Origin of the sequence: Pseudomonas sp. SO81, from assembly GCF_030374125.1 — a bacterium.
In the GTDB taxonomy this organism is placed as follows: domain Bacteria; phylum Pseudomonadota; class Gammaproteobacteria; order Pseudomonadales; family Pseudomonadaceae; genus Aquipseudomonas.
Genome location: NZ_CP126126.1, coordinates 2,922,867 through 2,945,416 on the forward strand (window position 1 = coordinate 2,922,867; position 22,550 = coordinate 2,945,416).

25 protein-coding genes are annotated in these 22,550 nt (G+C 68.8%); 13 read left to right on the top strand and 12 right to left on the bottom strand.

Annotated features, from left to right (window positions below):
* Positions 1-9 precede the first annotated feature (9 nt).
* Positions 10-459, top strand: coding sequence for a YaiI/YqxD family protein (locus tag OH686_RS13655; RefSeq protein WP_192399863.1), 450 nt, complete (start codon positions 10-12; stop codon positions 457-459).
* 115 nt (positions 460-574) lie between these two features.
* Here the strand turns inward: OH686_RS13655 and OH686_RS13660 are convergent, their stop codons facing one another.
* Positions 575-1,042, bottom strand: coding sequence for a thioesterase family protein (locus OH686_RS13660; RefSeq protein WP_289533255.1), 468 nt, complete (start codon positions 1,040-1,042; stop codon positions 575-577).
* Positions 1,043-1,137: 95 nt separating this feature from the next.
* A complete protein-coding gene (gene elbB, locus OH686_RS13665) occupies positions 1,138-1,809 on the bottom strand; it encodes an isoprenoid biosynthesis glyoxalase ElbB (RefSeq protein WP_289533256.1) in 672 nt (223 codons plus the stop codon).
* A 172-nt stretch (positions 1,810-1,981) separates the two neighbouring features.
* Here elbB and OH686_RS13670 point away from each other — a divergent pair, with 172 nt between their 5' ends.
* From OH686_RS13670 to ppk1, 3 genes are all read left to right on the top strand, one after another.
* Entirely contained in the window at positions 1,982-3,211 is a 1,230-nt protein-coding gene (locus OH686_RS13670) for a sterol desaturase family protein (protein WP_289533257.1), read from the top strand.
* 115 nt (positions 3,212-3,326) lie between these two features.
* The gene (hemB, locus tag OH686_RS13675) at positions 3,327-4,340 is read left to right on the top strand and encodes a porphobilinogen synthase (protein ID WP_289533259.1); all 1,014 of its coding nucleotides are present in this window, start codon (positions 3,327-3,329) and stop codon (positions 4,338-4,340) included.
* A 22-nt stretch (positions 4,341-4,362) separates the two neighbouring features.
* Positions 4,363-6,579 (top strand): polyphosphate kinase 1, encoded by a 2,217-nt coding sequence (gene ppk1 / locus OH686_RS13680; RefSeq protein WP_289533260.1) that lies wholly within the window; start codon positions 4,363-4,365, stop codon positions 6,577-6,579.
* A gap of 52 nt (positions 6,580-6,631) precedes the next feature.
* Here the strand turns inward: ppk1 and OH686_RS13685 are convergent, their stop codons facing one another.
* From OH686_RS13685 to OH686_RS13695, 3 genes are all read right to left on the bottom strand, one after another.
* Entirely contained in the window at positions 6,632-7,069 is a 438-nt protein-coding gene (locus OH686_RS13685) for a DUF4399 domain-containing protein (protein WP_289538969.1), read from the bottom strand.
* A 74-nt stretch (positions 7,070-7,143) separates the two neighbouring features.
* A complete protein-coding gene (locus OH686_RS13690; protein ID WP_289533262.1) occupies positions 7,144-7,641 on the bottom strand; it encodes a 2-thiouracil desulfurase family protein in 498 nt (165 codons plus the stop codon).
* On the bottom strand, positions 7,641-8,252 hold the full coding sequence (locus tag OH686_RS13695) for a 2OG-Fe(II) oxygenase (RefSeq protein ID WP_289533264.1): 612 nt from the start codon (positions 8,250-8,252) through the stop codon (positions 7,641-7,643). Before OH686_RS13695 ends, OH686_RS13690 begins: the two co-directional genes overlap by 1 nt.
* A gap of 63 nt (positions 8,253-8,315) precedes the next feature.
* Here OH686_RS13695 and OH686_RS13700 point away from each other — a divergent pair, with 63 nt between their 5' ends.
* On the top strand, positions 8,316-9,083 hold the full coding sequence (locus OH686_RS13700; RefSeq protein ID WP_289533266.1) for a hypothetical protein: 768 nt from the start codon (positions 8,316-8,318) through the stop codon (positions 9,081-9,083).
* 70 nt (positions 9,084-9,153) lie between these two features.
* On the opposite strand, the gene bipL is transcribed toward OH686_RS13700, so the two are convergent.
* Complete coding sequence (gene bipL, locus OH686_RS13705) at positions 9,154-10,095, bottom strand: phospholipase BipL (RefSeq protein ID WP_289538972.1); 942 nt, start codon at positions 10,093-10,095, stop codon at positions 9,154-9,156.
* Positions 10,096-10,204: 109 nt separating this feature from the next.
* Here bipL and OH686_RS13710 point away from each other — a divergent pair, with 109 nt between their 5' ends.
* Complete coding sequence (locus OH686_RS13710; protein ID WP_289533268.1) at positions 10,205-10,771, top strand: DUF6436 domain-containing protein; 567 nt, start codon at positions 10,205-10,207, stop codon at positions 10,769-10,771.
* Positions 10,772-10,776: 5 nt separating this feature from the next.
* On the opposite strand, the gene OH686_RS13715 is transcribed toward OH686_RS13710, so the two are convergent.
* A complete protein-coding gene (locus tag OH686_RS13715) occupies positions 10,777-11,535 on the bottom strand; it encodes an NRDE family protein (RefSeq protein WP_289533270.1) in 759 nt (252 codons plus the stop codon).
* Positions 11,536-11,655: 120 nt separating this feature from the next.
* Between OH686_RS13715 and OH686_RS13720 the strand changes: the two genes are divergently transcribed.
* Genes OH686_RS13720 through OH686_RS13730 form a run of 3 tightly spaced genes read left to right on the top strand, consistent with a single transcriptional unit; the run spans position 11,656 to position 14,040 of the window.
* The gene (locus tag OH686_RS13720; RefSeq protein WP_289533272.1) at positions 11,656-12,438 is read left to right on the top strand and encodes a sulfite exporter TauE/SafE family protein; all 783 of its coding nucleotides are present in this window, start codon (positions 11,656-11,658) and stop codon (positions 12,436-12,438) included.
* 10 nt (positions 12,439-12,448) lie between these two features.
* Positions 12,449-13,246, top strand: a complete 798-nt coding sequence (gene lgt, locus OH686_RS13725) for a prolipoprotein diacylglyceryl transferase (RefSeq protein ID WP_289533274.1) — start codon at positions 12,449-12,451, stop codon at positions 13,244-13,246.
* Positions 13,246-14,040 (top strand): thymidylate synthase, encoded by a 795-nt coding sequence (locus OH686_RS13730; protein WP_192314309.1) that lies wholly within the window; start codon positions 13,246-13,248, stop codon positions 14,038-14,040. The genes lgt and OH686_RS13730 overlap by 1 nt, the downstream gene beginning before the upstream one ends.
* 6 nt (positions 14,041-14,046) lie before the next feature.
* Here the strand turns inward: OH686_RS13730 and OH686_RS13735 are convergent, their stop codons facing one another.
* Positions 14,047-14,958 carry a LysR family transcriptional regulator gene (locus OH686_RS13735; protein WP_289533277.1) on the bottom strand — a complete coding sequence of 304 codons (912 nt, stop codon included), beginning with the start codon at positions 14,956-14,958 and terminating at the stop codon, positions 14,047-14,049.
* 96 nt (positions 14,959-15,054) lie between these two features.
* Here OH686_RS13735 and OH686_RS13740 point away from each other — a divergent pair, with 96 nt between their 5' ends.
* Positions 15,055-15,936: a DMT family transporter gene (locus OH686_RS13740; RefSeq protein ID WP_289533278.1), complete on the top strand. Its 882-nt coding sequence runs from the start codon at positions 15,055-15,057 to the stop codon at positions 15,934-15,936.
* A 3-nt stretch (positions 15,937-15,939) separates the two neighbouring features.
* Here the strand turns inward: OH686_RS13740 and OH686_RS13745 are convergent, their stop codons facing one another.
* The 3 genes from OH686_RS13745 to OH686_RS13755 all read right to left on the bottom strand — a co-directional run bounded on the left by OH686_RS13745 (position 15,940) and on the right by OH686_RS13755 (position 19,482).
* Complete coding sequence (locus OH686_RS13745; RefSeq protein ID WP_289533280.1) at positions 15,940-16,479, bottom strand: hypothetical protein; 540 nt, start codon at positions 16,477-16,479, stop codon at positions 15,940-15,942.
* Between the two features lie 156 nt (positions 16,480-16,635).
* Complete coding sequence (locus OH686_RS13750) at positions 16,636-18,009, bottom strand: GTPase/DUF3482 domain-containing protein (RefSeq protein WP_289533281.1); 1,374 nt, start codon at positions 18,007-18,009, stop codon at positions 16,636-16,638.
* A 78-nt stretch (positions 18,010-18,087) separates the two neighbouring features.
* On the bottom strand, positions 18,088-19,482 hold the full coding sequence (locus tag OH686_RS13755; protein WP_289533283.1) for a DUF2868 domain-containing protein: 1,395 nt from the start codon (positions 19,480-19,482) through the stop codon (positions 18,088-18,090).
* A 127-nt stretch (positions 19,483-19,609) separates the two neighbouring features.
* Between OH686_RS13755 and OH686_RS13760 the strand changes: the two genes are divergently transcribed.
* From OH686_RS13760 to OH686_RS13770, 3 genes are all read left to right on the top strand, one after another.
* On the top strand, positions 19,610-20,797 hold the full coding sequence (locus OH686_RS13760) for a GGDEF domain-containing protein (RefSeq protein WP_289533285.1): 1,188 nt from the start codon (positions 19,610-19,612) through the stop codon (positions 20,795-20,797).
* A 28-nt stretch (positions 20,798-20,825) separates the two neighbouring features.
* Entirely contained in the window at positions 20,826-21,338 is a 513-nt protein-coding gene (locus tag OH686_RS13765) for a dihydrofolate reductase (protein WP_289533287.1), read from the top strand.
* Positions 21,339-21,424: 86 nt separating this feature from the next.
* The gene (locus tag OH686_RS13770) at positions 21,425-22,069 is read left to right on the top strand and encodes a YitT family protein (RefSeq protein WP_137974677.1); all 645 of its coding nucleotides are present in this window, start codon (positions 21,425-21,427) and stop codon (positions 22,067-22,069) included.
* 13 nt (positions 22,070-22,082) lie between these two features.
* On the opposite strand, the gene OH686_RS13775 is transcribed toward OH686_RS13770, so the two are convergent.
* On the bottom strand, positions 22,083-22,541 hold the full coding sequence (locus OH686_RS13775) for a metallophosphoesterase family protein (protein WP_289533289.1): 459 nt from the start codon (positions 22,539-22,541) through the stop codon (positions 22,083-22,085).
* Between the last annotated feature and the right edge of the window lie 9 nt (positions 22,542-22,550).

Sequence of the window (22,550 nt, forward strand, 5' to 3'; positions counted from 1 at the left end):
GTGCCGAAGATGCGTGTGTGGATCGACGCCGATGCCTGCCCCCGGCTTGCCCGCGACCAGTTGGTGAAGTTCGCCCTCAAGCGCGGCTTCGAGGTGGTGCTGGTGGCCGGGCAGGCCGTGGCCCGGCCGAACTTCGCCTGCGTGAAGCTGGTGGTGGTGCCGAGCGGCCCGGATGCGGCGGACGATTATCTGGTGGAGCACGCCGTGCCCGGCGAGCTGGTGATCTGCAGCGACATCCCGCTGGCCGACCGCCTGGTGAAGAAGGGTGTGGCGGCGCTGGACCCGCGCGGCCGCGAGTTCGACGAGCGCAACATGGGCGACAAGCTGGCCACCCGCAACCTGTTCGCCGATCTGCGTGACCAGGGCCAGATGGGCGGCGGCCAGGCCGCCTACTCGGAGAAGGACCGCCAGGCCTTCGCCAATGCGCTGGATCGTATCCTGACCCGCCTGATGCGCTAGCTCCCCTCTCCCCATGGGAGAGGGGCCGGGGGTGAGGGTGTTTCCTACTGCTCCGAGTCGCCTGAGGCTCCCTCTCCCTACCCCTCTCCCGGAGGGAGAGGGAACAGAGCAACACCTACCCGCACAGATAGGTGCCGGTACCCACCGCCACCAGGGTGCCGTCGTCGCTGTGCAGTTCGGTGCGCACCACCGCCACCTTGTTGCCCGAGCGCAGCAGCACCGCCGTGGCGGTGAAGGCCTGGCCGCGGCCGGGACGCAGGTAGTCGACGCGCAGGTCGATGGTGCCGAGCTTGGCCAGGCGCGCCATGCGCTCGTTGGCCGGCAGGTGCTGGTGGCGCTCGAAGGCGCCGATCAGCGCCATCGCGCCGCCGGCCACGTCGAGCAGCGAGGAGATCACCCCACCATGCAGGATGCCCTGGACGAAGTTGCCGATCAGCTCGGGCTTCATCGGCAGGCTCATCACCACCTTGTCGACGCTCAACTCTTCCAGGCGAATGCCCAGTACCTGGTTGAAGGGGATGCGCTGGAAGAAGCTGGTGACGGCGTCGCGCAGCTCGGCGGTGAGTTCGAAGGGTTGTTGCATGGGGCGGTCTGTCCTGCGGGTCGAGGGCCCCACGCTGCCGCAGTTCGGCGGCGCTGGCCAGGGGCGCGGCGGGTGTGCCGCGCACTATGGCCGTATCAGCCTTGCGCCGGCTGGGCCAGCTCCAGCACGCGGTCGACCAGCTTGTTGATGCCGGCGGCGGCCTCGGCGATGGACTCGGCGAGCATGTAGGCCGGGGTGCTGACCAGCTTGCGCTCGGTGTCCTCGACTATGTCTTCCACCGTGCACTCGACGTGCTGGCCGCCCATGGCGGTGAGGCCGGCCACGGCGGGGTCGTCCTCGGCGCCCAGGGTGCAGGTCACGCCTTCGCCGTAGATCTTCGCCGCCAGGGCCGGCGCGATGCAGATCAGGCCGACCGGCTTGCCGGCCTGGGCGAAGGCCTGGGCGGCGGTCAGGACGTCCGGCTGCACGCTGCAGCCGGCGCCTTCCACGGCGAAGTTGGAGAGGTTCTTGGCCACGCCGAAGCCGCCCGGCAGGATCAGCGCATCGAACTGCTCGGCCTTCAGTTCGCGCACGTCCATCACGTCGCCGCGGGCGATGCGCGCCGCCTCGGTGAGCACGTTGCGGCTCTCCGGCATTTCCTCGCCGGTGAGGTGGTTGATCACATGCATCTGCACCACGTTCGGGGCGAAGCATTGCACCTGGGCGCCGCGCTGATCCAGGCGCAGCAGGGTGATCACGCTTTCGTGGATTTCCGCGCCGTCGTAGACGCCACAGCCGGAAAGGATGACCGCGACTCGTTTGTGCATGCTGTTCTCCATTGGCCAAGCAATAAGTCGATGTCCCAGTTTCGCCGATTGCCCGACACAGCGTCGAGCGATGGCATGTCGCTAAATGCCACCCGGGCTGGCATTCGCCGCCGCGAGTGGTCGGGCGAGCAGGAATAGGATCAGCTTAGGTCAACCTGTGCAGTGCCGAACCATGAACCTGATCCTGCTTGCCGTGCCCTTCTTCTTCCTGCTCATCATCGCCGAGCTGATCACCGATCGCGTGCGCGGGGTGAGCACCTACCGGCTGGCCGATTCGCTGAACAGCCTCAGCGCCGGCGTGCTGTCCCAGGCCAGCGGCCTGCTGAGCAAGGCCATCGCCGTGCTCGGTTACGCCTTCGCCTACGAGCACCTGCACCTGACCGTGTTGCCGGACGAGCCCTGGGTGTGGGTGCTGGCCTTCGTCGCCTACGACTTCTGTTACTACTGGAGCCACCGCATCGGCCACGAGCGCAATGTGTTCTGGGCCTCCCACGTGGTGCACCACCAGAGCGAGGACTACAACCTCTCCACCGCCCTGCGCCAGACCAGTACCGGCTTCCTGCTGAGCTGGATCTTCTACCTGCCGATGGCTCTGGCCGGCATTTCGCCGGTGGTGTTCGTCACCGTCGGCGCGCTCAACCTGCTCTATCAGTACTGGGTTCACACCCGCCACATACCCAAGCTGGGCTGGTTCGAGTGGTTCTTCATCACCCCCTCCAACCACCGCGTGCACCATGCGCAGAACCCTATCTACATGGACCGTAACTACGGGGGCGTGTTCATCCTTTGGGATCGTCTGTTCGGCACCTTCCAGGAGGAGCTGGACGCGCATCCGGTGGTGTTCGGCGTGAGCGTGCCGCTGCGCAGCTGGAACCCGCTGTGGGCCAATGTGCAGTTCTACGTCCAGCTGTGGCGCGATGCACTGCGCGCCGAGTCCTGGTGGGACAAGCTGCGCATCTGGTTCATGCCCACCGGCTGGCGCCCGGCCGATGTGGTGGCGCGCTATCCGATCGACAAGCCGGACCTGGCCGCCTTCCGCAAGTTCGAGGTACCGCTGAGCCGTGGCCAGAAGCTCTACGCCGGCCTGCAGTTCGCCAGCTACGTGGCCGGCACCAGCTGGCTGCTGGTCGTGGCCGCGCAGCAGAGTCTCGGCGTGCTGGCCGGCGCCTGGCTGTGGGTGGCCTTCGGTCTGTACTGCATCGGCACCTGGCTGGAGAACCGCCCATTCGCCCGCCCTCTGGAGGCGCTGCGCCTGGGCCTCAACCTGCCGGCGCTGCTCTGGGCCCAGCAGGTCGGCCTGATCGGCGGCGGCAGTCTGTCCTGGGCGCTGCTGGCGATCTGGAGCCTGGCCAGCCTGATCTGGCTGTTCTGGCCGGGCCGCGCCCAGGCGCAAACGGCCTGAGGGAGCCACGGAACTGCGGCTGCCCGTCGCAGTCTGGGTGTGGCAGACATTATTTGGTCATAATGGCCGGGTACAACTGTCACACTCGCCCGCCGTGCGGGTTCTGGAGTCCGTCGTGAGCTTTACCCCCGCCAATCGCCTGTTCCCCGCTACCCGCCTGCGTCGCAACCGTCGCGACGAATTTTCCCGTCGCCTGGTGCGCGAGAACGTGCTGACTACCGACGACCTGATCCTGCCGGTGTTCGTCCTCGACGGCGCCAACCGACGCGAGGCGATCCCCTCGATGCCGGGCGTCGAACGCCTGTCCATCGACCTGCTGCTGCAGGAGGCGGAGCGCTGGGTGGAGCTGGGTATTCCGGCCCTGGCGCTGTTCCCGGTGACCCCGCTGGAGAAGAAGTCCCTCGACGGCAGCGAGGCCTGGAGCCCGGACGGCATCGCCCAGCGCGCCATCCGCGCCCTGCGCGCCAAGTTCCCTGAGTTGGGGGTGATCAGCGACGTGGCCCTCGATCCCTTCACCACTCACGGCCAGGACGGCATCCTCGACGACTCCGGCTACGTGATGAACGACGTGACCGTGGACGCCCTGGTCAAGCAGGCCCTTTCCCACGCCGAGGCCGGCGCCCAGGTGGTGGCGCCGTCGGACATGATGGACGGCCGCGTGCAGGCCATCCGCGAGGCCCTGGAACTGGCTGACCAGCACAACGTGCGGATCATGGCCTACTCGGCCAAGTACGCCAGCGCCTACTACGGCCCGTTCCGCGACGCGGTCGGCTCGGCGGCCAATCTGGGCAAGGCCAACAAGGCCAGCTACCAGATGGACCCGGCCAATGGCGACGAGGCTCTGCACGAGGTGGCGGCGGACCTGGCCGAAGGCGCCGACATGGTCATGGTCAAACCGGGCATGCCCTACCTGGACATCCTGCAGCGGGTGAAAAGTGAATTCCGCGTGCCGACCTTCGTCTACCAGGTCAGCGGCGAGTACGCCATGCACATGGCGGCGATCCAGAACGGCTGGCTGAGCGAGGCGGTGATCCTCGAATCGCTGACCGCCTTCAAACGCGCCGGCGCCGATGGCATCCTCACCTACTTCGCCGTGCGTGCGGCAGAACTCTTGAACGCGGGGCGCTGAGCCGCCCCAGGGAAGCAAGGCAATGAATACCGAGGGACTCAGCAACAAGCAGATCGCCGACGCCCAGCTCGAGGTCGAGCCGCAGGCGCCGGTGGAAGTCGTGGCCGAGGTGGTCGCCGTGCCGGCGGTCGAGCCGGAACCGGCTCCCGCGCCGGCCCTGGTGATCCCGGGTCTGGATGACAGCAGCCTGTACATCCACCGCGAGCTGTCGCAGCTGCAGTTCAATATCCGCGTGCTGGAACAGGCGCTGGACGAGTCCTACCCGCTGCTCGAGCGGCTCAAGTTCCTGCTGATCTTCTCCAGCAACCTCGACGAGTTCTTCGAGATCCGCGTCGCCGGCCTGAAGAAGCAGATCAACTTCGCCCGCGAACAGGCCGGCGCCGACGGCCTGCTGCCGAGCCAGGTGCTGGCGCGCATCTCCGAGATCGCCCACGAGCAGGTCGACCGCCAGTACGCCCTGCTCAACGACGTGCTGCTGCCGGAGCTGGCCAAGCACCAGGTCAACTTCATCCGCCGGCGCTACTGGACCACCAAGCTGAAGACCTGGGTGCGCCGCTACTTCCGCGACGAGATCGCGCCGATCATCACGCCGATCGGCCTCGACCCGACGCACCCGTTCCCGCTGCTGGTGAACAAGAGCCTCAACTTCATCGTCGAGCTGGAGGGTGTCGACGCCTTCGGCCGCGACTCCGGTCTGGCCATCATCCCGGCGCCGCGCCTGCTGCCGCGGATCATCCGCGTGCCGGAGGAAGTGGGCGGGGCAGGGGACAACTACGTGTTCCTCTCCTCGATGATCCACGCTCACGCCGACGACCTGTTCCCCGGCATGAAGGTAAAGGGCTGCTACCAGTTCCGCCTGACCCGTAACGCCGACCTCTCGGTGGACACCGAGGACGTCGAGGACCTGGCCCGCGCCCTGCGTGGCGAGCTGTTCAGCCGCCGTTACGGCGACGCCGTGCGCCTGGAAGTGGCCGAGACCTGCCCGCCGCAGCTCTCCGACTATCTGCTCAAGCAGTTCAACCTGAGCGAGAGCGAGCTGTATCGGGTCAACGGTCCGGTCAACCTGACCCGCCTGTTCAGCATCACCGGGCTGGAGAGCCACCCGGAGCTGCAGCACGCGCCGTTCACGCCGGTGATCCCCAAGCTGCTGCAGAACGCCGAGAACATCTTCAGCGTGGTCGGCAAGCAGGACATCCTGCTGATGCACCCCTTCGAGTCCTTCACCCCGGTGGTCGACCTGCTGCGCCAAGCGGCGAAAGACCCGCACGTGCTGGCGATCAAGCAGACCCTGTACCGCTCCGGGGCCAACTCGGAAATCGTCGATGCGCTGGTCGAGGCGGCGCGCAGCGGCAAAGAGGTCACCGCGGTGATCGAGTTGCGTGCGCGCTTCGACGAGGAATCCAACCTGCAGCTGGCCAGCCGCCTGCAGGCCGCCGGTGCGGTGGTGATCTACGGCGTGGTCGGCTTCAAGACCCACGCCAAGATGATGCTGATCCTGCGCCGCGAGAACGGCGAGCTGCGCCGCTACGCGCACCTGGGCACCGGCAACTACCACGCCGGCAACGCCAAGCTGTATACCGACTACAGCCTGCTGACCGCCGACGAGGGGCTGGGCGAGGACGTGTCGAAGCTGTTCAACCAGCTGATCGGCATGGGCAAGACCCTGCGCATGAAGAAGCTGCTACACGCGCCTTTCACCCTGAAGAAGACCCTGCTCGACATGATCACCCGCGAGGCGCAGTTCGCCAGCGAGGGCAAGCCGGCGCACATCATGGCCAAGGTCAACTCGCTGACCGATCCGAAGATCATCCGCGCCCTGTACAAGGCCAGCCAGATGGGCGTGCGCATCGACCTGGTGGTGCGCGGCATGTGCTGCCTGCGTCCCGGCGTGCCGGGGGTGTCGCACAATATCCACGTGCGCTCGATCGTCGGCCGCTTCCTCGAGCACAGCCGCATCTACTACTTCGGCAACGGTGGCGACGAGCAGTTGTTCCTCTCCAGTGCCGACTGGATGGAGCGCAACCTCGACAAGCGTGTGGAGACTTGCTTCCCGATGGAGGGCAAGAAGCTCATCACCCGGGTCAAGAAGGAGCTGGAAAGCTACCTGTCCGACAACACCCAGGCCTGGGTGCTGCAGCCGGACGGCCGCTACCAGCGCCTCACCCCGTTCGGCAACGCCAACCCGCGCAACGCCCAGGCGGCGCTGCTCGACAAACTCACCGCACCCCAGGTGCGCTGAGCCAGGCGCCGACAAAAAAGCCCCGCACTTGCGGGGCTTTTTCATGGCCGGCTCATTGCACCGTGATGGTGATCTTGGTGGACATCACGGCCGGGTCCATTGGTACATGGTTTTTGTCGCCGACCAGCAGCTGCAGGGTATGGGTGCCCGGCGGCAGGCTCAGTTCGGTCTCGGTCTGGCCCTTGCCGAAGTGCAGGATATGCTCGGTCGCCGGCAGCGGCACGTCCAGCAGTGGCAGGGTGCTCACATCCACCAGCAGGTGATGGTGGCCGGTGGCGGGGAAGTCGATGCCGGCGGGCGCCACGCCCATGCCCTTGAGGCCGAACTTGACGCTGAAGGTCTGGCCGACGCTGGCGCCGTCGGCCGGCTCGATGAAGTACACCTCGGCCCCCGGCGGCGCCGGCAGCTGCGGCACCGCGTTCTCGGCCAGCGCCGGCAGGGCTGTGCAGAGCAGGGCGCACAGGCCCCAGGTACGTAGGGAGTTACGCAGGGAGAGACGCATGGCAGGCTCCTTTCGATGGCAGTCTGCACTGACCTTAGTGCGCTGGCGTTGCACCTGCGCGGTCAGTCGTCGCGCCGCTCCAGGCGCGCCAGCTCGGCGGCGGCCTCGGCCAGCTCGGTCTCGTTGAACACTTGCACGCCGGCGCGGCGCAGCAGGGCTGCGGTCACTCCTTCGCCCGCGACCAGGCTACCGCTGAAGCTGCCATCGTAGGCCTGGGTGTTGCCGCAGGACGGGCTGCGCGCCTTGAGCACGGCCACCCGCAGGCCGTGCTGTCGGACCAGGCGCAGGGCGATCTCGGCGCCGGCGACGAATGCCGCGGTGACGTCGGCTCCGCTGTCGGTCAGCACCGGCCGGTGGCCGTCCAGCACTTCTGCACCCTGGCCGCCGGGGATCTCCGCCGGCGGGCGCGGCGTGGGCAGACCTCCGGCCACTTCCGGGCACAGGGCGACGATGCGCCCTTCGTCCTGCCAGTGTTGCAGCAGGTCGAAGGGCCCGTGGGCGCCGCCGTCGTAGCGCACCTTGTGGCCGAGCAGGCAGCGGCTGACCAGCAACTTTTCCATCAGGCGCGTCTCCTGAACCAGCCCGTCAGCGACAGGCGCTCGCGGGTCGCCGGCAGCACCTCGTGGGGCAGCTCGGCGGAGATGAACAGCACCAGGGTACCGGCCGTGGGCAGCACGTCCAGCCTGGCGCCGTCCTGCGGGTAGAGGCGCAGGGCGCCACCCTGCTCGGCCTGCCAGTCGTCATTGAGGTAGTAGACGGCGGACACGGTGCGGCGGTCGTCGTCGCGGAAGCGGTCCAGATGCTTCTGGTAGAAGGCCCCCGGCGGATACAGGGCGAAGTGGCTCTCGTAGTCTTCCAGGCCGAGGTAGAAGGCCTGGTTGAGAGCCCGGCGCAGCTCGTCCATGGCCTGCAGGTACTGGTCGCAGGCCGCGCTCTGGCCCTGTTCCAGCCACTGGATGCTGTCGCCGCGGATGCCCTCGCGCACCGCCAGGCCCTGGCCGCGGCCGACGCCGGCCGGGCTCAGCGCGCCATTCTGAGCGCGGCTGCGGCACTCGGCGGCCAGTTCGCGGGTCAGAGTTTGCGGCAGGGCATGCGCCTGCCGCGACCAGCCCTGGCTGGCGAGGTCGTCGATGATCTGCGGCAGGAGCCGCTGCAGGTGCTGGTCGGTCATGCGCCGATTCTACCAGCGCCGCCTGCGGGCCCCTACAATAGCCGCGCCAGACAGGAGTTATTCATGCGCGCCGTTTTTGCTCTATTCATGCTGCTGTGCAGCTTCGCCGTTTCCGCCGATGACTATGCCCGCCTCTACCAGGCCGCCGGCTGGCCCGAGCAGCGTGCGCATTTCGGCGAGGCGCTCAAGCTTGCCCAGCAGCGCTACCAGGGCACCCTGCCGCCGGCGGTGTTCCAGGCCCTGGTGGATAACAGCAACCGCCGTTTCGAGCCGGCCGCCATGGACCAGCGCGCCCAGGCCGCATTGCGCATGGCGCTGGCCGATCCGCTGCCGGCGCTGCAGTTCTTCGAGTCACCGCTGGGCAAGCGCGTGGTCGCCGCCGAGGTCCGTGCCAGCGCCCGCGAGCAGCTGGCCGCCCACGCCAATGGCCTGCCGCCGGTGCAGGCGGACGCCACCCGCCGCCTGCTGATCCGCCATCTGGCCCAGGTCGTACCGGCCACCGAGGCCGGCGCCGAGGTCAGCCTGGCCCTGGCCGGTGTCGCGGCCGACAGCCTGAGTTCGATGGTGCCGGGGCTGTTCGGCGGCGATCAGGCGCAGATGCTGGTGCAGGGCCAGCGCGAGCGGCTGATGCAGCAGATCGAGGCGGATATCGACAACACCCTCCTGCACGTCTATCGCGACCTGTCCGATCCGGAGCTGGACGAGTTCGTCGCCTTCGCCGAGTCGCCGGCCGGCAAGGCCTACTACCAGGCCGCCGTGGCCGCCCTGCGCGCGGGGCTGGCGGCGGGGCAGGGCGAGCAGACTATCCAGCCGGCCCAGCAGGGCATCTAGCCCCGTAGCCCGGATAAGATCCGCGGCACAGGCAGCGCCACCCCCGGATTGCATCCGGGCTACCAGGTGATTAGCGCAAGCGCTCGCTGAGGAAGGCGAAGTACTCGCGGCGAATGCCTTCGCTCTCGTTGACCAGATGATGGCGGGCTCCGGGGATGCGCAGGATTTCCGGTTGGTCGAACTTGGCCTGCAGCACCTGCAGGTTGTGCCGCCAGTCCACCGTCATGTCCGCCTCACCCTGTACCACCAGAGGTCGCAGCGGGCTGCGCGGGGCCTTCTCCAGGCGCGGAATCCACTTGGCCAGGGCGCCGACCCAGGCGGTCGGCAGGTTACGCGGCTGCAGCGGGTCGCGATTCTGCAGGAAATCGAGGAACTCGGCGTCGCTGGAGTTGGCCGAGAAGCGCCGCGGAATTTCGCTGCGGAACGGGCCGATCAGGTGGTAGCTGAGCTTGGACAGGCCCCAGGCCCGTGGCCGCACCAACGGCGCCAGAAGAATGGTGGCGCCGGGCTCCGGACGCGGTTCGCCGAGTAACAGGAAGTCCAGCAGGATGGCGCCGCCGGTGCTCTGCCCACAGAGATGCCAGGGCTGCGGCAGGTCGAGGCTGGCGGCCTCGGCGAACAGGCACTGCAGGGTGCGCTGGTAGGCGGAGAAGTCATCGATGCTGGCGCGCGCGCCCTCGGACAGGCCGTGGCCGGGCAGGTCGCAGGCCAGCACGGCGAGGCTCTCGCCCAGCGCCCAGTCGACCACGTGGCGGTACAGGCCCATGTGGTCGTAGTAGCCGTGCAGCAGGATCAGGGTCGCCTTGGGCTCCGCCGGCGTCCATAGCTGCGCCACCAGGTTCAGCCCGTCGCACTCGAAGCGCCCCAGGCGGCTGCGCACGCCGGCGTGCTGCGGCAGGTCCAGGCCATAGTAGCGCTGGTAGGCCAGGGCCTCGTCCGCCAGCGGTGCGGTGGCCGCGGCCAAGGGTCGCAGGCCGGCGCGCAGGCGCTCGGGCTGGAAGGGCTCTGGCAGGGTCTGGGGCATGGCGGTCATGGTGTCTTCGGCGGCGATGGGGACAGCCGATATTCAGCTGTCGGGCGCGGCGTGGCAAGCTAGGCACCTTTCCTCCGTGCCGCCGATCATGTCCCCGCGTCGCAAAGCCATTCTCGCCAGCCTCGTCGCCATTCTCTGGCTGGGTGCCATGCTGGCCGCCTTCTGGTGGTTCCAAGCCCGCTACATCCGCCCCTTCGAGGCGCGCACCGAGCTGTTCTCGGGTGCCGAACTGCGCCTGCCGGCCGAGCTGGCCGGGCCGGGGCCGATCCGTCTGGTGCATTTCTGGGACCCGGGCTGTCCGTGCAACGTCGGCAACCAGCAGCACCTCGGCGAGCTGGTGCAAGCCTATGCCGGGCGCGGCGTGCAGTTCTACGCGCTGCAGAAGGCCGGCAGCCACGGCCGCCTGCCGGACAACCTGCAGGCGCTACAGCCGCTCACCGAACTGCCGGGCAGCGAACGGCTGCCGGCCAGCCCGGCGGTGGCGATCTGGGACCAGCAGGGCCGCCTGGCCTACTTCGGTCCCTACAGCGAAGGCGCCCTGTGCACCTCCAGCAACAGCTTTATCGAGCCGATCATCGAGGCGCTGCTGGCCGGCCGCCCGGTGCGTGCCGACAGCAACCTGGCTGTCGGCTGCTTCTGTGATTGGCAGGATTAAAAACGCTACTCCTGTGGCCCCAGGCGCAGATCCACCTCGCCGAGCAGCTCACCGCCGCTGCCGAAGCTGCGTTCCACCAGGCGCACGCCGCCGTCGCCGTGCAGCACCAGGGCGCTGCTGGCGCGGGTGCCATAGCCGGGACCGACGATGAACACGGTGGCCAGCAGCATCTCCCAGTCGACGCCGACGCCGGTATCCGGCAGCAGCACCCGTGGCGGTTGCTGGCGGTCGCCGAGCAGCGCCAGCAGGTTGGCTGGCTGTGGATCTTCGAGGGTATTGGCCAGCGCCGCCGTGGAGCGCAGCACCTTGGGCCAGGGCGTATCCAGGTCGGCGTTGGACAGGCCGTAAAGGCCGGGCAGCAGACGGCGGATCTCGCCCTGCTCGGAATTGAAGAAGTACAGCGCGCGGCGATCGCCGAGCAGCAGGTTGAAACCGCTGTACTGCTCGACCCGCGGCGCCAGTTCGGCGAGGAAGGCCTCGGCGTCCTGCTCGCCGCGCAGGAACTGCAGCGGCAGCTCGCCGCGCGAGCGTTCGCCGCGGGGCTGGCGCGGGTCGCGGATATTGGTCAGGGCGGCGAAGCGACCCTCGGCCGTCACCCCCAGCCAGGTGCCACCGGCCAGCAGGTCGCGGCCGGCGTAGATGCCCGGCGATTCTTCCCACTCACCCAGCGGCAGGGTGGCACGCTCGTAGAACTCATCGCGGTTGGCGGCCAGTACCAGCGGCTGCGGGTGTCCGGGGCGCCAGGCGAAGACGATCAGGCACATACCACCTCCAAGGGCCTGTGGTCAGGTGCCTGGAGTCTAACAAAGCCAAGGGCATCCATCGCCTCGGCTGGAGGGCGGGGTGCCCATCCGTTACCATGCCGCTTCGTTTTAGGGGGTTGCATGGAATTCCTGCTCTATCTGCTGCTGGGTGCGGCGGCCGGTGTGCTGGCCGGGCTGTTCGGCGTGGGCGGCGGCATCATCATCGTGCCGGTGCTGGTGTTCAGCTTCACTGCCCAGGGCTTCGATCAGGCCATCCTCACCCACCTGGCCGTGGGCACCTCGCTGGCCACCATCATCTTCACCTCGATCAACTCGGTGCTCGAGCACCAGCGCAAGGGCGCCGTGCTGTGGCCGGTGTTCGCCTGGATGGCGCTGGGCATCCTGCTCGGCGCCGCGCTGGGTTCGGCCACCGCCGCGGCCATCCAGGGCCCGCTGCTGCAGAAGATCATCGGCGTGTTCGCCATCGTCATCGCCATCCAGATGGGCCTGGGCCTGAAACCCAAGGCCAGTCGCGCGGTCCCAGGCAAGCCCGGGCTGACGGTGGCCGGCGTGGTGATCGGCTGGGCCTCGGCGATCTTCGGCATCGGCGGCGGTTCGCTGACCGTGCCGTTCCTGACCTGGCGCAGCGTGCCCATGCAGCAGGCGGTGGCGACTTCGTCGGCCTGCGGCCTGCCGATCGCCGTGGCCAGCGCCCTGAGTTTCATGCTGCTGGGCTGGAACGAGGCGCACCTGCCGGCCTGGAGCCTGGGCTACGTGTATCTGCCGGCGCTGGCCGGCATCGCCATCACCAGCATGTTCTTCGCCCGCATCGGCGCGCGCCTGGCGCACCGCCTGCCGGCCGATGTACTGAAACGACTGTTCGCCCTGCTGCTGCTCTGCGTGGGCGTGAGCTTCCTGATCTAAGGAGTTATTGATGCTGCCTTATCCGCAGATCGACCCGGTGGCCATCGCCCTGGGCCCGCTGAAGATTCACTGGTACGGCCTGATGTACCTGGTCGGCATCGGCGGCGCCTGGTTCCTCGCCAGCCGCCGGCTGAAGGATTTCGACGCCAGCTGGAGCAAGGAGAAGCTCTCCGACCTGGTGTTCTGGGTGGCCATGGGCGTGATCCTCGGCGGCCGCCTGGGCTACGCGCTGTTCTACGACCTGTCCGCGTATGTGGCCGACCCGCTGAAGATCGTCCGCGTCTGGGAAGGCGGCATGTCCTTCCACGGCGGCCTGATCGGCGTGATGCTGGCCACCTGGCTGTTCGGCCGGCGCAACGGCAAGAGCTTCTTCGAGCTGATGGACTTTATCGCGCCGCTGGTGCCGATCGGCCTGGGCGCCGGGCGCATCGGCAACTTCATCAACTCCGAGCTGTGGGGCAAGGTCACCGACGTGCCCTGGGCCATGGTCTTCCCCAATGGCGGGCCGGACCCGCGCCACCCGTCGCAGCTGTACCAGTTCGCTCTGGAGGGCGTGGCCCTGTTCCTGATCCTCTGGGCATACTCGCGCAAGCCGCGCCCGACCATGGCGGTGTCCGGCCTGTTCGCAATCTGCTATGGCGTGTTCCGCTTTATCGTCGAGTTCGTCCGCGTGCCGGACGCCCAGCTCGGCTACCTGGCCGGCGGCTGGCTGACCATGGGTCAGGTGCTGTGCCTGCCGATGATTCTCGGCGGCCTCGGCCTTATGATCTGGGCCTATCGCCGCCAGGCCGTTCAAGGAGCCGCGTGATGAAACAGTACCTCGACCTGATGCGCCTGGTGCGCGAGACCGGCACCTTCAAGAGCGACCGCACCGGCACCGGCACCTACTCGGTGTTCGGCCACCAGATGCGCTTCAACCTGGCCGACGGCTTCCCGCTGGTGACCACCAAGAAGTGCCATCTGAAATCCATCATTCACGAGCTGCTGTGGTTCCTCCAGGGTGACACCAACATCAAGTACCTGAAGGACAACGGTGTGCGCATCTGGGACGAGTGGGCCGACGAGAACGGCGACCTCGGCCCGGTGTACGGCTACCAGTGGCGCAGCTGGCCGGCGCCGAACGGCGAGTCGATCGACCAGATCAGCAAGCTGATCGCGATGATCAAGAAGAACCCGGACTCGCGCCGCCTGATCGTCTCCGCCTGGAACCCGGCACTGGTCGACGAGATGGCCCTGCCGCCGTGCCACACCATGTTCCAGTTTTATGTCGCCGAGGGCCGCCTGAGCTGCCAGCTGTACCAGCGCTCGGCCGACATCTTCCTCGGCGTGCCCTTCAATATCGCCAGCTACGCCCTGCTGACCCTGATGATCGCCCAGGTCTGCGACCTGCAGCCGGGTGACTTCGTCTGGACCGGCGGCGACTGCCACCTGTACGCCAACCACATCGAGCAGACCGACCTGCAGCTGACCCGCGAGCCGCTGCCGCTGCCGACCATGAAGCTCAACCCCGAGGTGAAGGACTTGTTCGCCTTCAAGTTCGAGGACTTCGAGCTGCAGAACTACCAGGCCCACCCGCATATCGCCGCGCCGGTGGCGGTGTAACCAGCCTTAGCCGGCCAGCCCCGCCGCCAGATGATCGATCAGTACCCGCAGCTTCGGCGGCAGGTGGCGGTTGGGGTGGTAGAGCACCCAGGCGGTGCCCTGGTAGGAGCCGGTGTAGCGCCAGTCGGCCAGCACCTGCACCAGTCGCCCCTCGGCCAGCGCCTGGGCGGCGGTGAAGTGCGGCAGGCAGGCGATGCCCAGGTGGTTCAGCGCGCCGTTCAGGCGGACCTCGCTGTGGTTGCTGGCGAAGCGCCCGGCCACCGCCACCATGCACTGCTCGCGGCCGTCGCTGAAGTGCCAGCGGTGATCGTCCGCCACCTCGTCCAGATACAGGCACTGATGCCGCACCAGCTCCTGCGGGTGCTGCGGCGTGCCGTGGCGCGCCAGGTAGTGCGGCGTGGCGCAGAGCAGCTGGCGCACCTGGCATAGCGGGCGCCCGGCCATCTGCTGCGGTGGTTGCTCGGTGATGCGCACGATCAGGTCGAAGCCGTCGGCGATCAGGTCCGGGCTGCGGTCGCTGAGGTTGAGGCTGACGTCCACCTCCGGATAGCGCACCAGGAAATCCGCCAGCAGCGGTGCCACCAGGTATTTGCCGAAGGCCTTGGGCACCGACAGGCGCACCTGGCCGCGTGGGTGGCTCATCAGCCGTTCGCCCACCGCCACTGCCGCCTGGGCGGCCGCGAGCATCTCCCGACAACGCTCGAACACCTCGCCGCCGGCCTCGCTCAGGCGCAGGCGGCGGGTGGTGCGCTCCAGCAGGCGCAGGCCGAGCGCGGCCTCCAGCTGGGCGACCTGGCGGCTCAGCGCCGAGCCGCTGGTATGCAGCTGGCGGGCAGCGGCGGAGAAGCTGCCGCACTCCACCACGCGGACGAAGCTGGCCATCAATGGCAGCAGGTGTTGGGTCTGATTCGTGCTCATGGGGAACGAGTCATGTTCGAAATGGCTGGATTATCGCGGCGCAGTGCCCAATGGACAATGCGGCTCTGTCCCGACGCAGCGCTGGAGCCTTCCTTCATGATCACCCTGAGCCAACCCCTGCGGGCCCGCCTGCTGCACACCAGCGACCTGCTTCTGCTGCTGGTGGCGCTGGTGTGGGGCACCAGCTACGGCGTGGCCAAGCAGGCGCTGGTGTTCTACCCGGTGCTGGGTTTCCTCGCCGTGCGCTTCTGCATCACCTTCCTGCTGCTGGCGCCGCAGCTGCGCGGCGAGGGGCGGCGTGCCTGGGCCCCCGGCCTGCCGCTGGGCCTGGCCATGCTGGCGATCTTCCTCTGCGAGACCTACGGCGTGCAGCTGACCACGGCGAGCAACGCGGCCTTCCTGATCAGCCTGTGCGTGGTGCTGACGCCCTTCGTCGAGTGGCTGATGCTCGGCCAGCGCCCGGACGCGCGCCTGCTGCCGGCGGTGGCGCTGTCGCTGCTCGGCACCTGGCTGCTCAGCGGTGGCGTCGACCTCGACTTCGGCCTGGGCGACGGCCTGATGCTGGCCGCCGCGCTGCTGCGCGCCTTCCAGGTATGCCTGACCCGTCGCCTCACCGCGAATCGCCAGGTGCCGCCGCTGGCGCTGACCGCCGTGCAGTCCGGGGTAATCGGCTTCGGCTGTCTGCTGCTCGGCGCGTTGCTGCTGCCTGGCGGCCTGCCGCCGCTGCCGACGGCGCCGGCATTCTGGATCGGCAGCCTGTACCTGGTGCAGTTCGCCACCCTGTTCGCCTTCTACGTGCAGAACTGGGCGCTGGGCCGCAGCAGCCCGACCCGGGTCAGCCTGCTGATGGGCAGCGAGCCGCTGTTCGGCGCGCTGTTCGCCGTGCTCTGGCTGAGCGAGGAGCTGAGCCTGCAGGCCTGGACCGGTGGGCTGCTGATCGTCGCCGCCACACTGTGGACCAGTCTCAGCCGGCGCTGACGGTCAGGATAACAGCGCCGCCTGCTCCTGCGGATCTGCGGCGCCGACGGAAACGCCTGCGGCCTTCTCTTCACGCTCCTCGGCCGCCTGCAGCTCGGCACGCTGCTGCATACGTTCGGCAATCTGCTTCTCGATCGCCTCCTGTCGCTCCGGCGGTAGCGCGTCGATCTCCTCCTCGGTCAAGCCCAGCTCCTTGAGGATGGCGTCGCGCATCTTCTCGGCCGGGGTCATGGCCATGTATTCGCGGAAGGCCTTCACCGCCGGGTCCTCATCGCCGAGGCTCTCGCTCAGTCGGCCCTGGCTGACACCGCTCTCCACGCCATCGCTCTCGGCGCGATTCTGCAGGTTGACCCGCAGTTTGGCGAAAGCCTCCTCGTAGGCCTGCTCCGACTGGTGGTCGTAGCCTGCGTCGGCCTTGAAGGTGGGGGGTGGAGCAATGGGCGGGGCGAGCGCGACCAGCTCCTCCTCGCGGAACCCGTCCTTACTGCGCAGGCCGTTGATGGACAGCGGGTACTGGCCGCCGATGCCGCTGATGCTGTTCATGGTTCCTCCTGAATCCGCATGAGCGCGGACTGGCTCAGGAGCAAGGCCGATGCCAGTCTTCTCTACTCAAGAAAACCGCCTTGGGATCAACGAGTTGCCAGGCGAGCTGCGGGGCGCTGGGCGATGCGGCGGCAAGCGCTTGCCGCAAGCGGCAGTTCAATTGCCGCCCAGCTCCAGGGCCAGGGACTCGACCTGCTGGCGTCGCTCGGTCTGCTCCAGGCGTGCGCCGGGGTTGAGCGAGGACCACTCGGGGTGCGCCCGCGCCCGGCGCAGCGCCTCGGGCAGACGGGCCTCGCGCCAGGCATCGTCGCGCGGGTTGTGCACGTGGATCGCCGCCGTCGCCGCATGGCCACGAGCGAGCAGGGCGGCCAGCAGCTGGCGCTGGCGCAGGGCGAGCAGGCGCAGCACGTTGTCGTCCACGGTCAGCTCGCGCTGGCCCTTGAGCTTGCCGAGCAGACGGCCGCCGAAGTTGCGCGCGGTCTGCAGGCCGCCGCCGGCCAGGGCGCCGAGCAGCGCGGCCGCGCCCAGGGTCACGCCGCCCACCAACAGGTCGATGCCCACCCCGGTGGCCGCACCGGCGGCCATGCCGCCGCCGACCTTCACGCCGAGCTGGCGCAGGGTCTCCGGGTTGAACAGGTCGTCGCCCCAGCGCCCGTCGGCCAGCGGCAGGTCGCCGGCCTGGGCATCGTCCGAGCGGAAGGCATACAGGCGCAGCAGCGCGTCGACGCATTGCTGCTCGCGGCGGCGGATGGCCTGATGCAGGGCGGCGATCTCGCCCTTTTCGATCTGCGGCTGGGCCGCCACGCTGCGCCGGCAGGCGGCGCAGTCCACCAGCAGCTCGGCGATCAGCCGCGCGCCGGCTTGGCGGCGGGCCTCGTCCTTGGCCTCGTGGTCGAGGATCAGTCGCTCCAGTTGCGGGCGTGCCGGCTCCACCAGCAGGGCCAGGCTCTCGTACAGGCGGCGCTCGCCATCCAGCGGCGGCGCCACCGTGTCGAACGCCACCCGCGCATGCAGGCCGAGACGAGCCAGGGCCTCGCGCCACTCCGGTTCGCGCTGGGCCGCGGCGGCGCCGAAGTTGAGTACCGGCAGCAGCGGCTTGCCGCAGCCGGCCAGCACCTGCAGCTCGTCGCGGTACTTGGCCAGCACCGGCTCGCGGGCGTCGATCACGTACAGCCCGGCATCGCTGACCAGCAGCTGGCGCAGCACCTTGGCCTCCTGCTCGAAGCGCTGGCGCGCCTCGGCGGTGTCGAGGAAGCGGGCGATGCGCGCCGGGCCGTCCAGCCGCTCGCCGGGGCGCTCCAGGCGTTCCAGATAGTCGAGCAGGGCGATGGCGTCTTCCAGGCCGGGGGTGTCGTACAGCTCCAGCAGCGGCTCGCCGTCCACCGACAGGCGCGCGCCCTCGATGTGGCGGGTGGTGCTGGGCCGGTGCGAGACCTCGCCGAAGCCGACGTCGCGCAGCAGGGTGCGCAGCAGCGAGGTCTTGCCGACATTGGTGTGGCCGACCACGGCCAGGCGCAGCGGTCTGGTCATGGCCGCTCTCCAGTTCGTAGCCCGGCTGTAATCCGGGTTGGAGCTGCCTGCTTCCCGGATTGCAGCCGGGCTACGCGATCAGTCATGTCCAGTCTCCAGCCAGGCCAGTGGCGCCGCATCGGAGAAGGTCAGGCCGAGGCGCTGCAGGGCCTCGTGCCAGTCGCCCAGGCGCTGGCTGTCCAGCGCCTCGCCGGGCGGTGGCGGCAGCAGCCAGACGCGGGTGGCGCCAGCTGTGCGCGACAGCTCGCCGAGCAGCGCCAGGGTGCCGCGATCTGGCGAGCGCCGCGGGTCGACGGCGACGGCCAGGCGCGCCGGCGGGAAGCGGCTCAGCTGGTCGAGCAGGTGCTGGCGCTGTTCGCGGCTGTCCAGCACACCGGCGTTGGCCACGCCTTTGCCCACTTGCGGCGGCCAGGGTCGGCTGTCGTCCAGCTCCACCGCCACCAGCAGGGCGCCGTCCGTGGCCAGCGCGCTGTGCCCGCTCTGAGGCTGGTGCAGTGCCTGCGGCTCCGTATCCAGCACGCCGAGGCGTTCGGCCGGCGGTTGCAGGCGCTCGGCCAGCAGTCGATAGCCGGGCAGGGCGAGGTCCAGGCGCAGGCGCGCGCTGCCGTGCCACCAGCGCCACAGGCACAGCAGCAGCAACAGGGCACGCGGCAGCAGGCCGAACACCAGCAGCACGCCGAGCAGCCAGCCGGCCCAGGCATGCCGCGCCGTTTCCACCAGCAGGGCGGACTCGCCGCTGGCGCGGATGGTGTCCACGTCCGGCAGCGGGAAGCCGAGCAGGGCGGGCAGGGCGCCGAGCAGGTGGGTGAGGGCGACGAAGGCATCGCTGCCGAGCAGGGTGGTCTCCCAGACGAAGCCGTAGCGCCGGGTACTGAGCAGGAGCAGCAGCATCAGCGTGGCGGCGAGCAGCGCCACCAGCCACAAGCCATGGACCAGGGCGCCGAGCAGCCAACGGTTGAGGCGTCGGCGCTGCAGCAGCAGGACCAGCGCTGGGCCGAGCTGGGCGGCCGCGGCGTCGCGCGCCAGCTTCTCGCTGAGCCACAGCCACAGGCGGCCGAGGGCGGCCTGGTGCTCGCCGGCGAAGGCGATGCCGAGCAGCCAGGCGAGCAGGGTCAGCAGATGAATGCCGAGCAGGCTGCCCAGGGCCCAGAACACATTGACCGGGCGGCCACCGTCGCCCAGCGCCGCCAGGGCCAGCCCGGCGCCGCCGACCAGGGCCAGAATCGACAGGGCCAGCAGCGCCAGGCGTGCGCCCTGCAGCCAGTGACGCTGGGCCTGAAGCTGACCATCGCGCCTGGCCAGGAACAGGGCGCGGGCCTCGATGCGGCACACCAGGTCGCCATCGGCCTGGCGCGCCAGGCGATTGGCCTCGGCATCTTCCAGCGGGCCGGCGTGGTCCTCGCGCAGGCGAATGGCTTCGCACAGCCAGAGGCGTTGCAGGCGCGAGCGGGGAGGCGGGGGACTGTCTGTCACGCGGCGTTCCGTCTGCGGGTCGAGGGCCAAAGCATAACCGCTGCGCCGCGCCTGGGGAAAAGCCCGAGTTGTGGCGCGCCGTCGGCTGCGACTAGGCTTCAGGCAGAACAACGACAAGAGCACAGCCATGAAGCTGCCCCATCTGGACTGGGTCACCCACGACTCGCCCTACCTGCGCCAGTTGCGTGAGGGCTTTCGCCTGCTCAATTTCGACGGCGAGATGGAGGCGGCCTACCACCGCTATCACGCCAGGGTGTTCCTGATCCGCATGCGCTGGTCGCTGCTGGTGGCCATCGTGCTGTTTCTGGTCTTCGCCGTGCTGGACTCCATCAGCCTGCCGGACGAGGTGCGTAACCCGACGCTGACGATCCGCCTGGGGCTGATAGGGCCCGTGCTGCTGCTAAACTGGCTGGCGACCTATCGGCGCCGCCTGCTCGGCAGTCTCCAATTGCTGGGCGGGGTCTGCGCGCTGGTCTGTGGCATGGGCGTCGTCGGCATCATCTGGGTCGCCCGGGCTCACGGCTACCCGCTGCCCTATGAGGGCATCATTCTGGTCACGGTGTTCTTCTACTTCCTCACCGGCCTGCGTTTCGTGGTCGCCTCGCTGTGCGGCTGGCTGATCTTCCTCGCCTACCTGGCGATGGAACTGATCAACGATCTGGATGGCGCGGTGCTGCTGTACAACCTGTTCTTCCTGGCCACGGCCAACGTAATCGGCTCGGTGGGCTGTTACTTCCTCGAATACGCCACGCGGCAGAGCTTCCTTGCCCAGGGTCTGCTGCAGGACCTGGCGGAGAAGGACTCGCTCACCGGCCTGTTCAACCGCCGTGCCTTTGGCGAGCGTGCCGAGGCCAGCTGGCGCCAGGCCCAGCGCGAGCAGCAGCCGCTCGCCGTGGTGATGATGGATGTGGACTTCTTCAAGCGCTACAACGACCACTACGGCCACAATGCCGGCGACGAGGCGCTGCGCGGGGTGAGCCGGGTGATCGGCGCCCAGGCCCGGCGTCCGCTGGACATGACCGCGCGTTATGGCGGCGAGGAGTTCGTCGGCCTCTGGTACGACCTGGACGAGGCCGCCGTGATGCAGATCCTCGAGCAGCTGCGCGCCGAAGTGGAGGCCCTGGGCCTGGCCCACGCCAAGTCCGATATCGCGCCGGTGGTGACGCTCAGCATCGGCCTGGCCTGGCTGGTGCCGCAGCCGCACCAGAGCCTGGCCGACGCCCTGCGCCTGGCCGACGTGGCGCTGTACCTGGCCAAGGAGCAGGGGCGCAACCGGGTGGTCGGCAAGCGGCCGGGCAGTAGTCAGGTGGCCTGAGCCGGCGCCAGCCGGTATCCTCGCGCTCATGAAAACGACTCTTCCCCTCTGCCTGATCGCCGCCCTCGCCGACAACCGTGTGATCGGTCGCGACAACCAGCTGCCCTGGCACCTGCCGGCGGACCTCAAGCACTTCAAGGCCAAGACTCTCGGCAAGCCGATCATCATGGGGCGCAAGACCTGGGATTCGCTGGGCCGCCCGCTACCGGGCCGGCTCAACCTGGTGGTCAGCCGCCAGGCCGGGTTGCAACTGGAGGGCGCGGAAGTCTTCCCGTCGCTGGACGCCGCCATCGTGCGCGCGGACGAATGGGCCTGTGAGCAGGGCGTCGACGAGCTGATGCTGATCGGCGGCGCCCAGCTCTACGAGCAGGGCCTGGCCCGGGCCGCGCGCCTGTACCTGACCCGCGTGGCGCTGCAGCCCGAGGGCGATGCCTGGTTCCCGGCCTTTGCCGAGGCTGACTGGCAGCGCAGCGAGAGCGAGGCGCACGAGGCGACCGAAGCGTCGCCGGCCTACCGCTTCGAGACCTGGCAGCGCCGCTAGGACTTTTCTTCACTGACATTGATCGACGTCGCCTTCGTTCGAAGACGGCGCCCTATGCTTTTGCCTTTATCCGCTGAAATTCGCACATGACCGACCCTATCGATACGCCCGAGGCGGAAACCGTCGCTGCCATCTTTGTCCGCCACCCGCTGTGGGAGGATGCCCTGGCGCTGCTGTTCGGCACTGCCCTGGTGGCCCTGGGCATCGCCTTCTATAGCCACGCCGGGCTGCTCACCGGCGGCACCGTGGGTGTGGCCTTCCTGGCCAAGTACCTGGCCGGCTGGCCCTTCGGCCTGGTGTTCTGCCTGGTCAACCTGCCGTTCTACGCGCTGGGCATCTGGCGCCTGGGCTGGGGCTTCACCCTGCGCACCGGCTGCGCGGTGCTGCTGGTGTCGCTGCTGGCCGAGCTGACCCCGGGCTGGGTCGCCTTCACCCATCTCAACGAGCTGTATGCCGCGCTGTTCGGCGGCGCGGCCATGGGCCTGGGCCTGCTGATGCTGTTCCGCCATCGGGCCAGCCTGGGCGGGGTGAATATCCTCGCGTTGTTCCTGCAGGAGCGCTTCGGCCTGCGCGCCGGCGCGGTGCAGATGGCCATCGACGCGGTCATCGTGCTGGCGGCGGTATTTGTGGTGACGCCGGACAAGGTGGCCCTATCGGTGCTCGGGGCGGTGATGCTCAACCTGGTGCTGGCGATCAACCACCGCGCCGATCGCTATACCGGGGTCAGCTGAGACGCACCCGGGCCTAGGGCTGCAGCTCGAGCAGCTCGGCGCGGGGTTCGCCGTTGTCGATATGCAGCAGGGCGACGGCGATCAGCAGCCTGAAGCGCCGTGGGCCGGCGCTGCCGGGGTTGATCCACAGCAGGCCGGCGCGTTCCTCGATCAGCGGTTTGTGCGAATGGCCGGTGATCACTACACGCACGTTATCCGGCAACCGCGCCGGCACATGCGCCGCCTCATGCACCACATACAGGCCGACCTTGCCCAGTTGCAGCGTGGCCTGCTGCGGCAGCTCGGCGGCCCAGTCCAGCCCCTCGTCGTTGTTGCCGCGCACCACCGTTAGCGGCGCCAGTTCGCGCAGGGCGTCGAGAATCTCCGGCCTGCCGATATCGCCGGCATGCACGATATGCGCGCACCCCTGCAGCGCCGCCAGCGCCTCGGGGCGCAGCAGGCCGTGGGTGTCGCTGATCAGGCCGATCTTCATGCTGTGCTC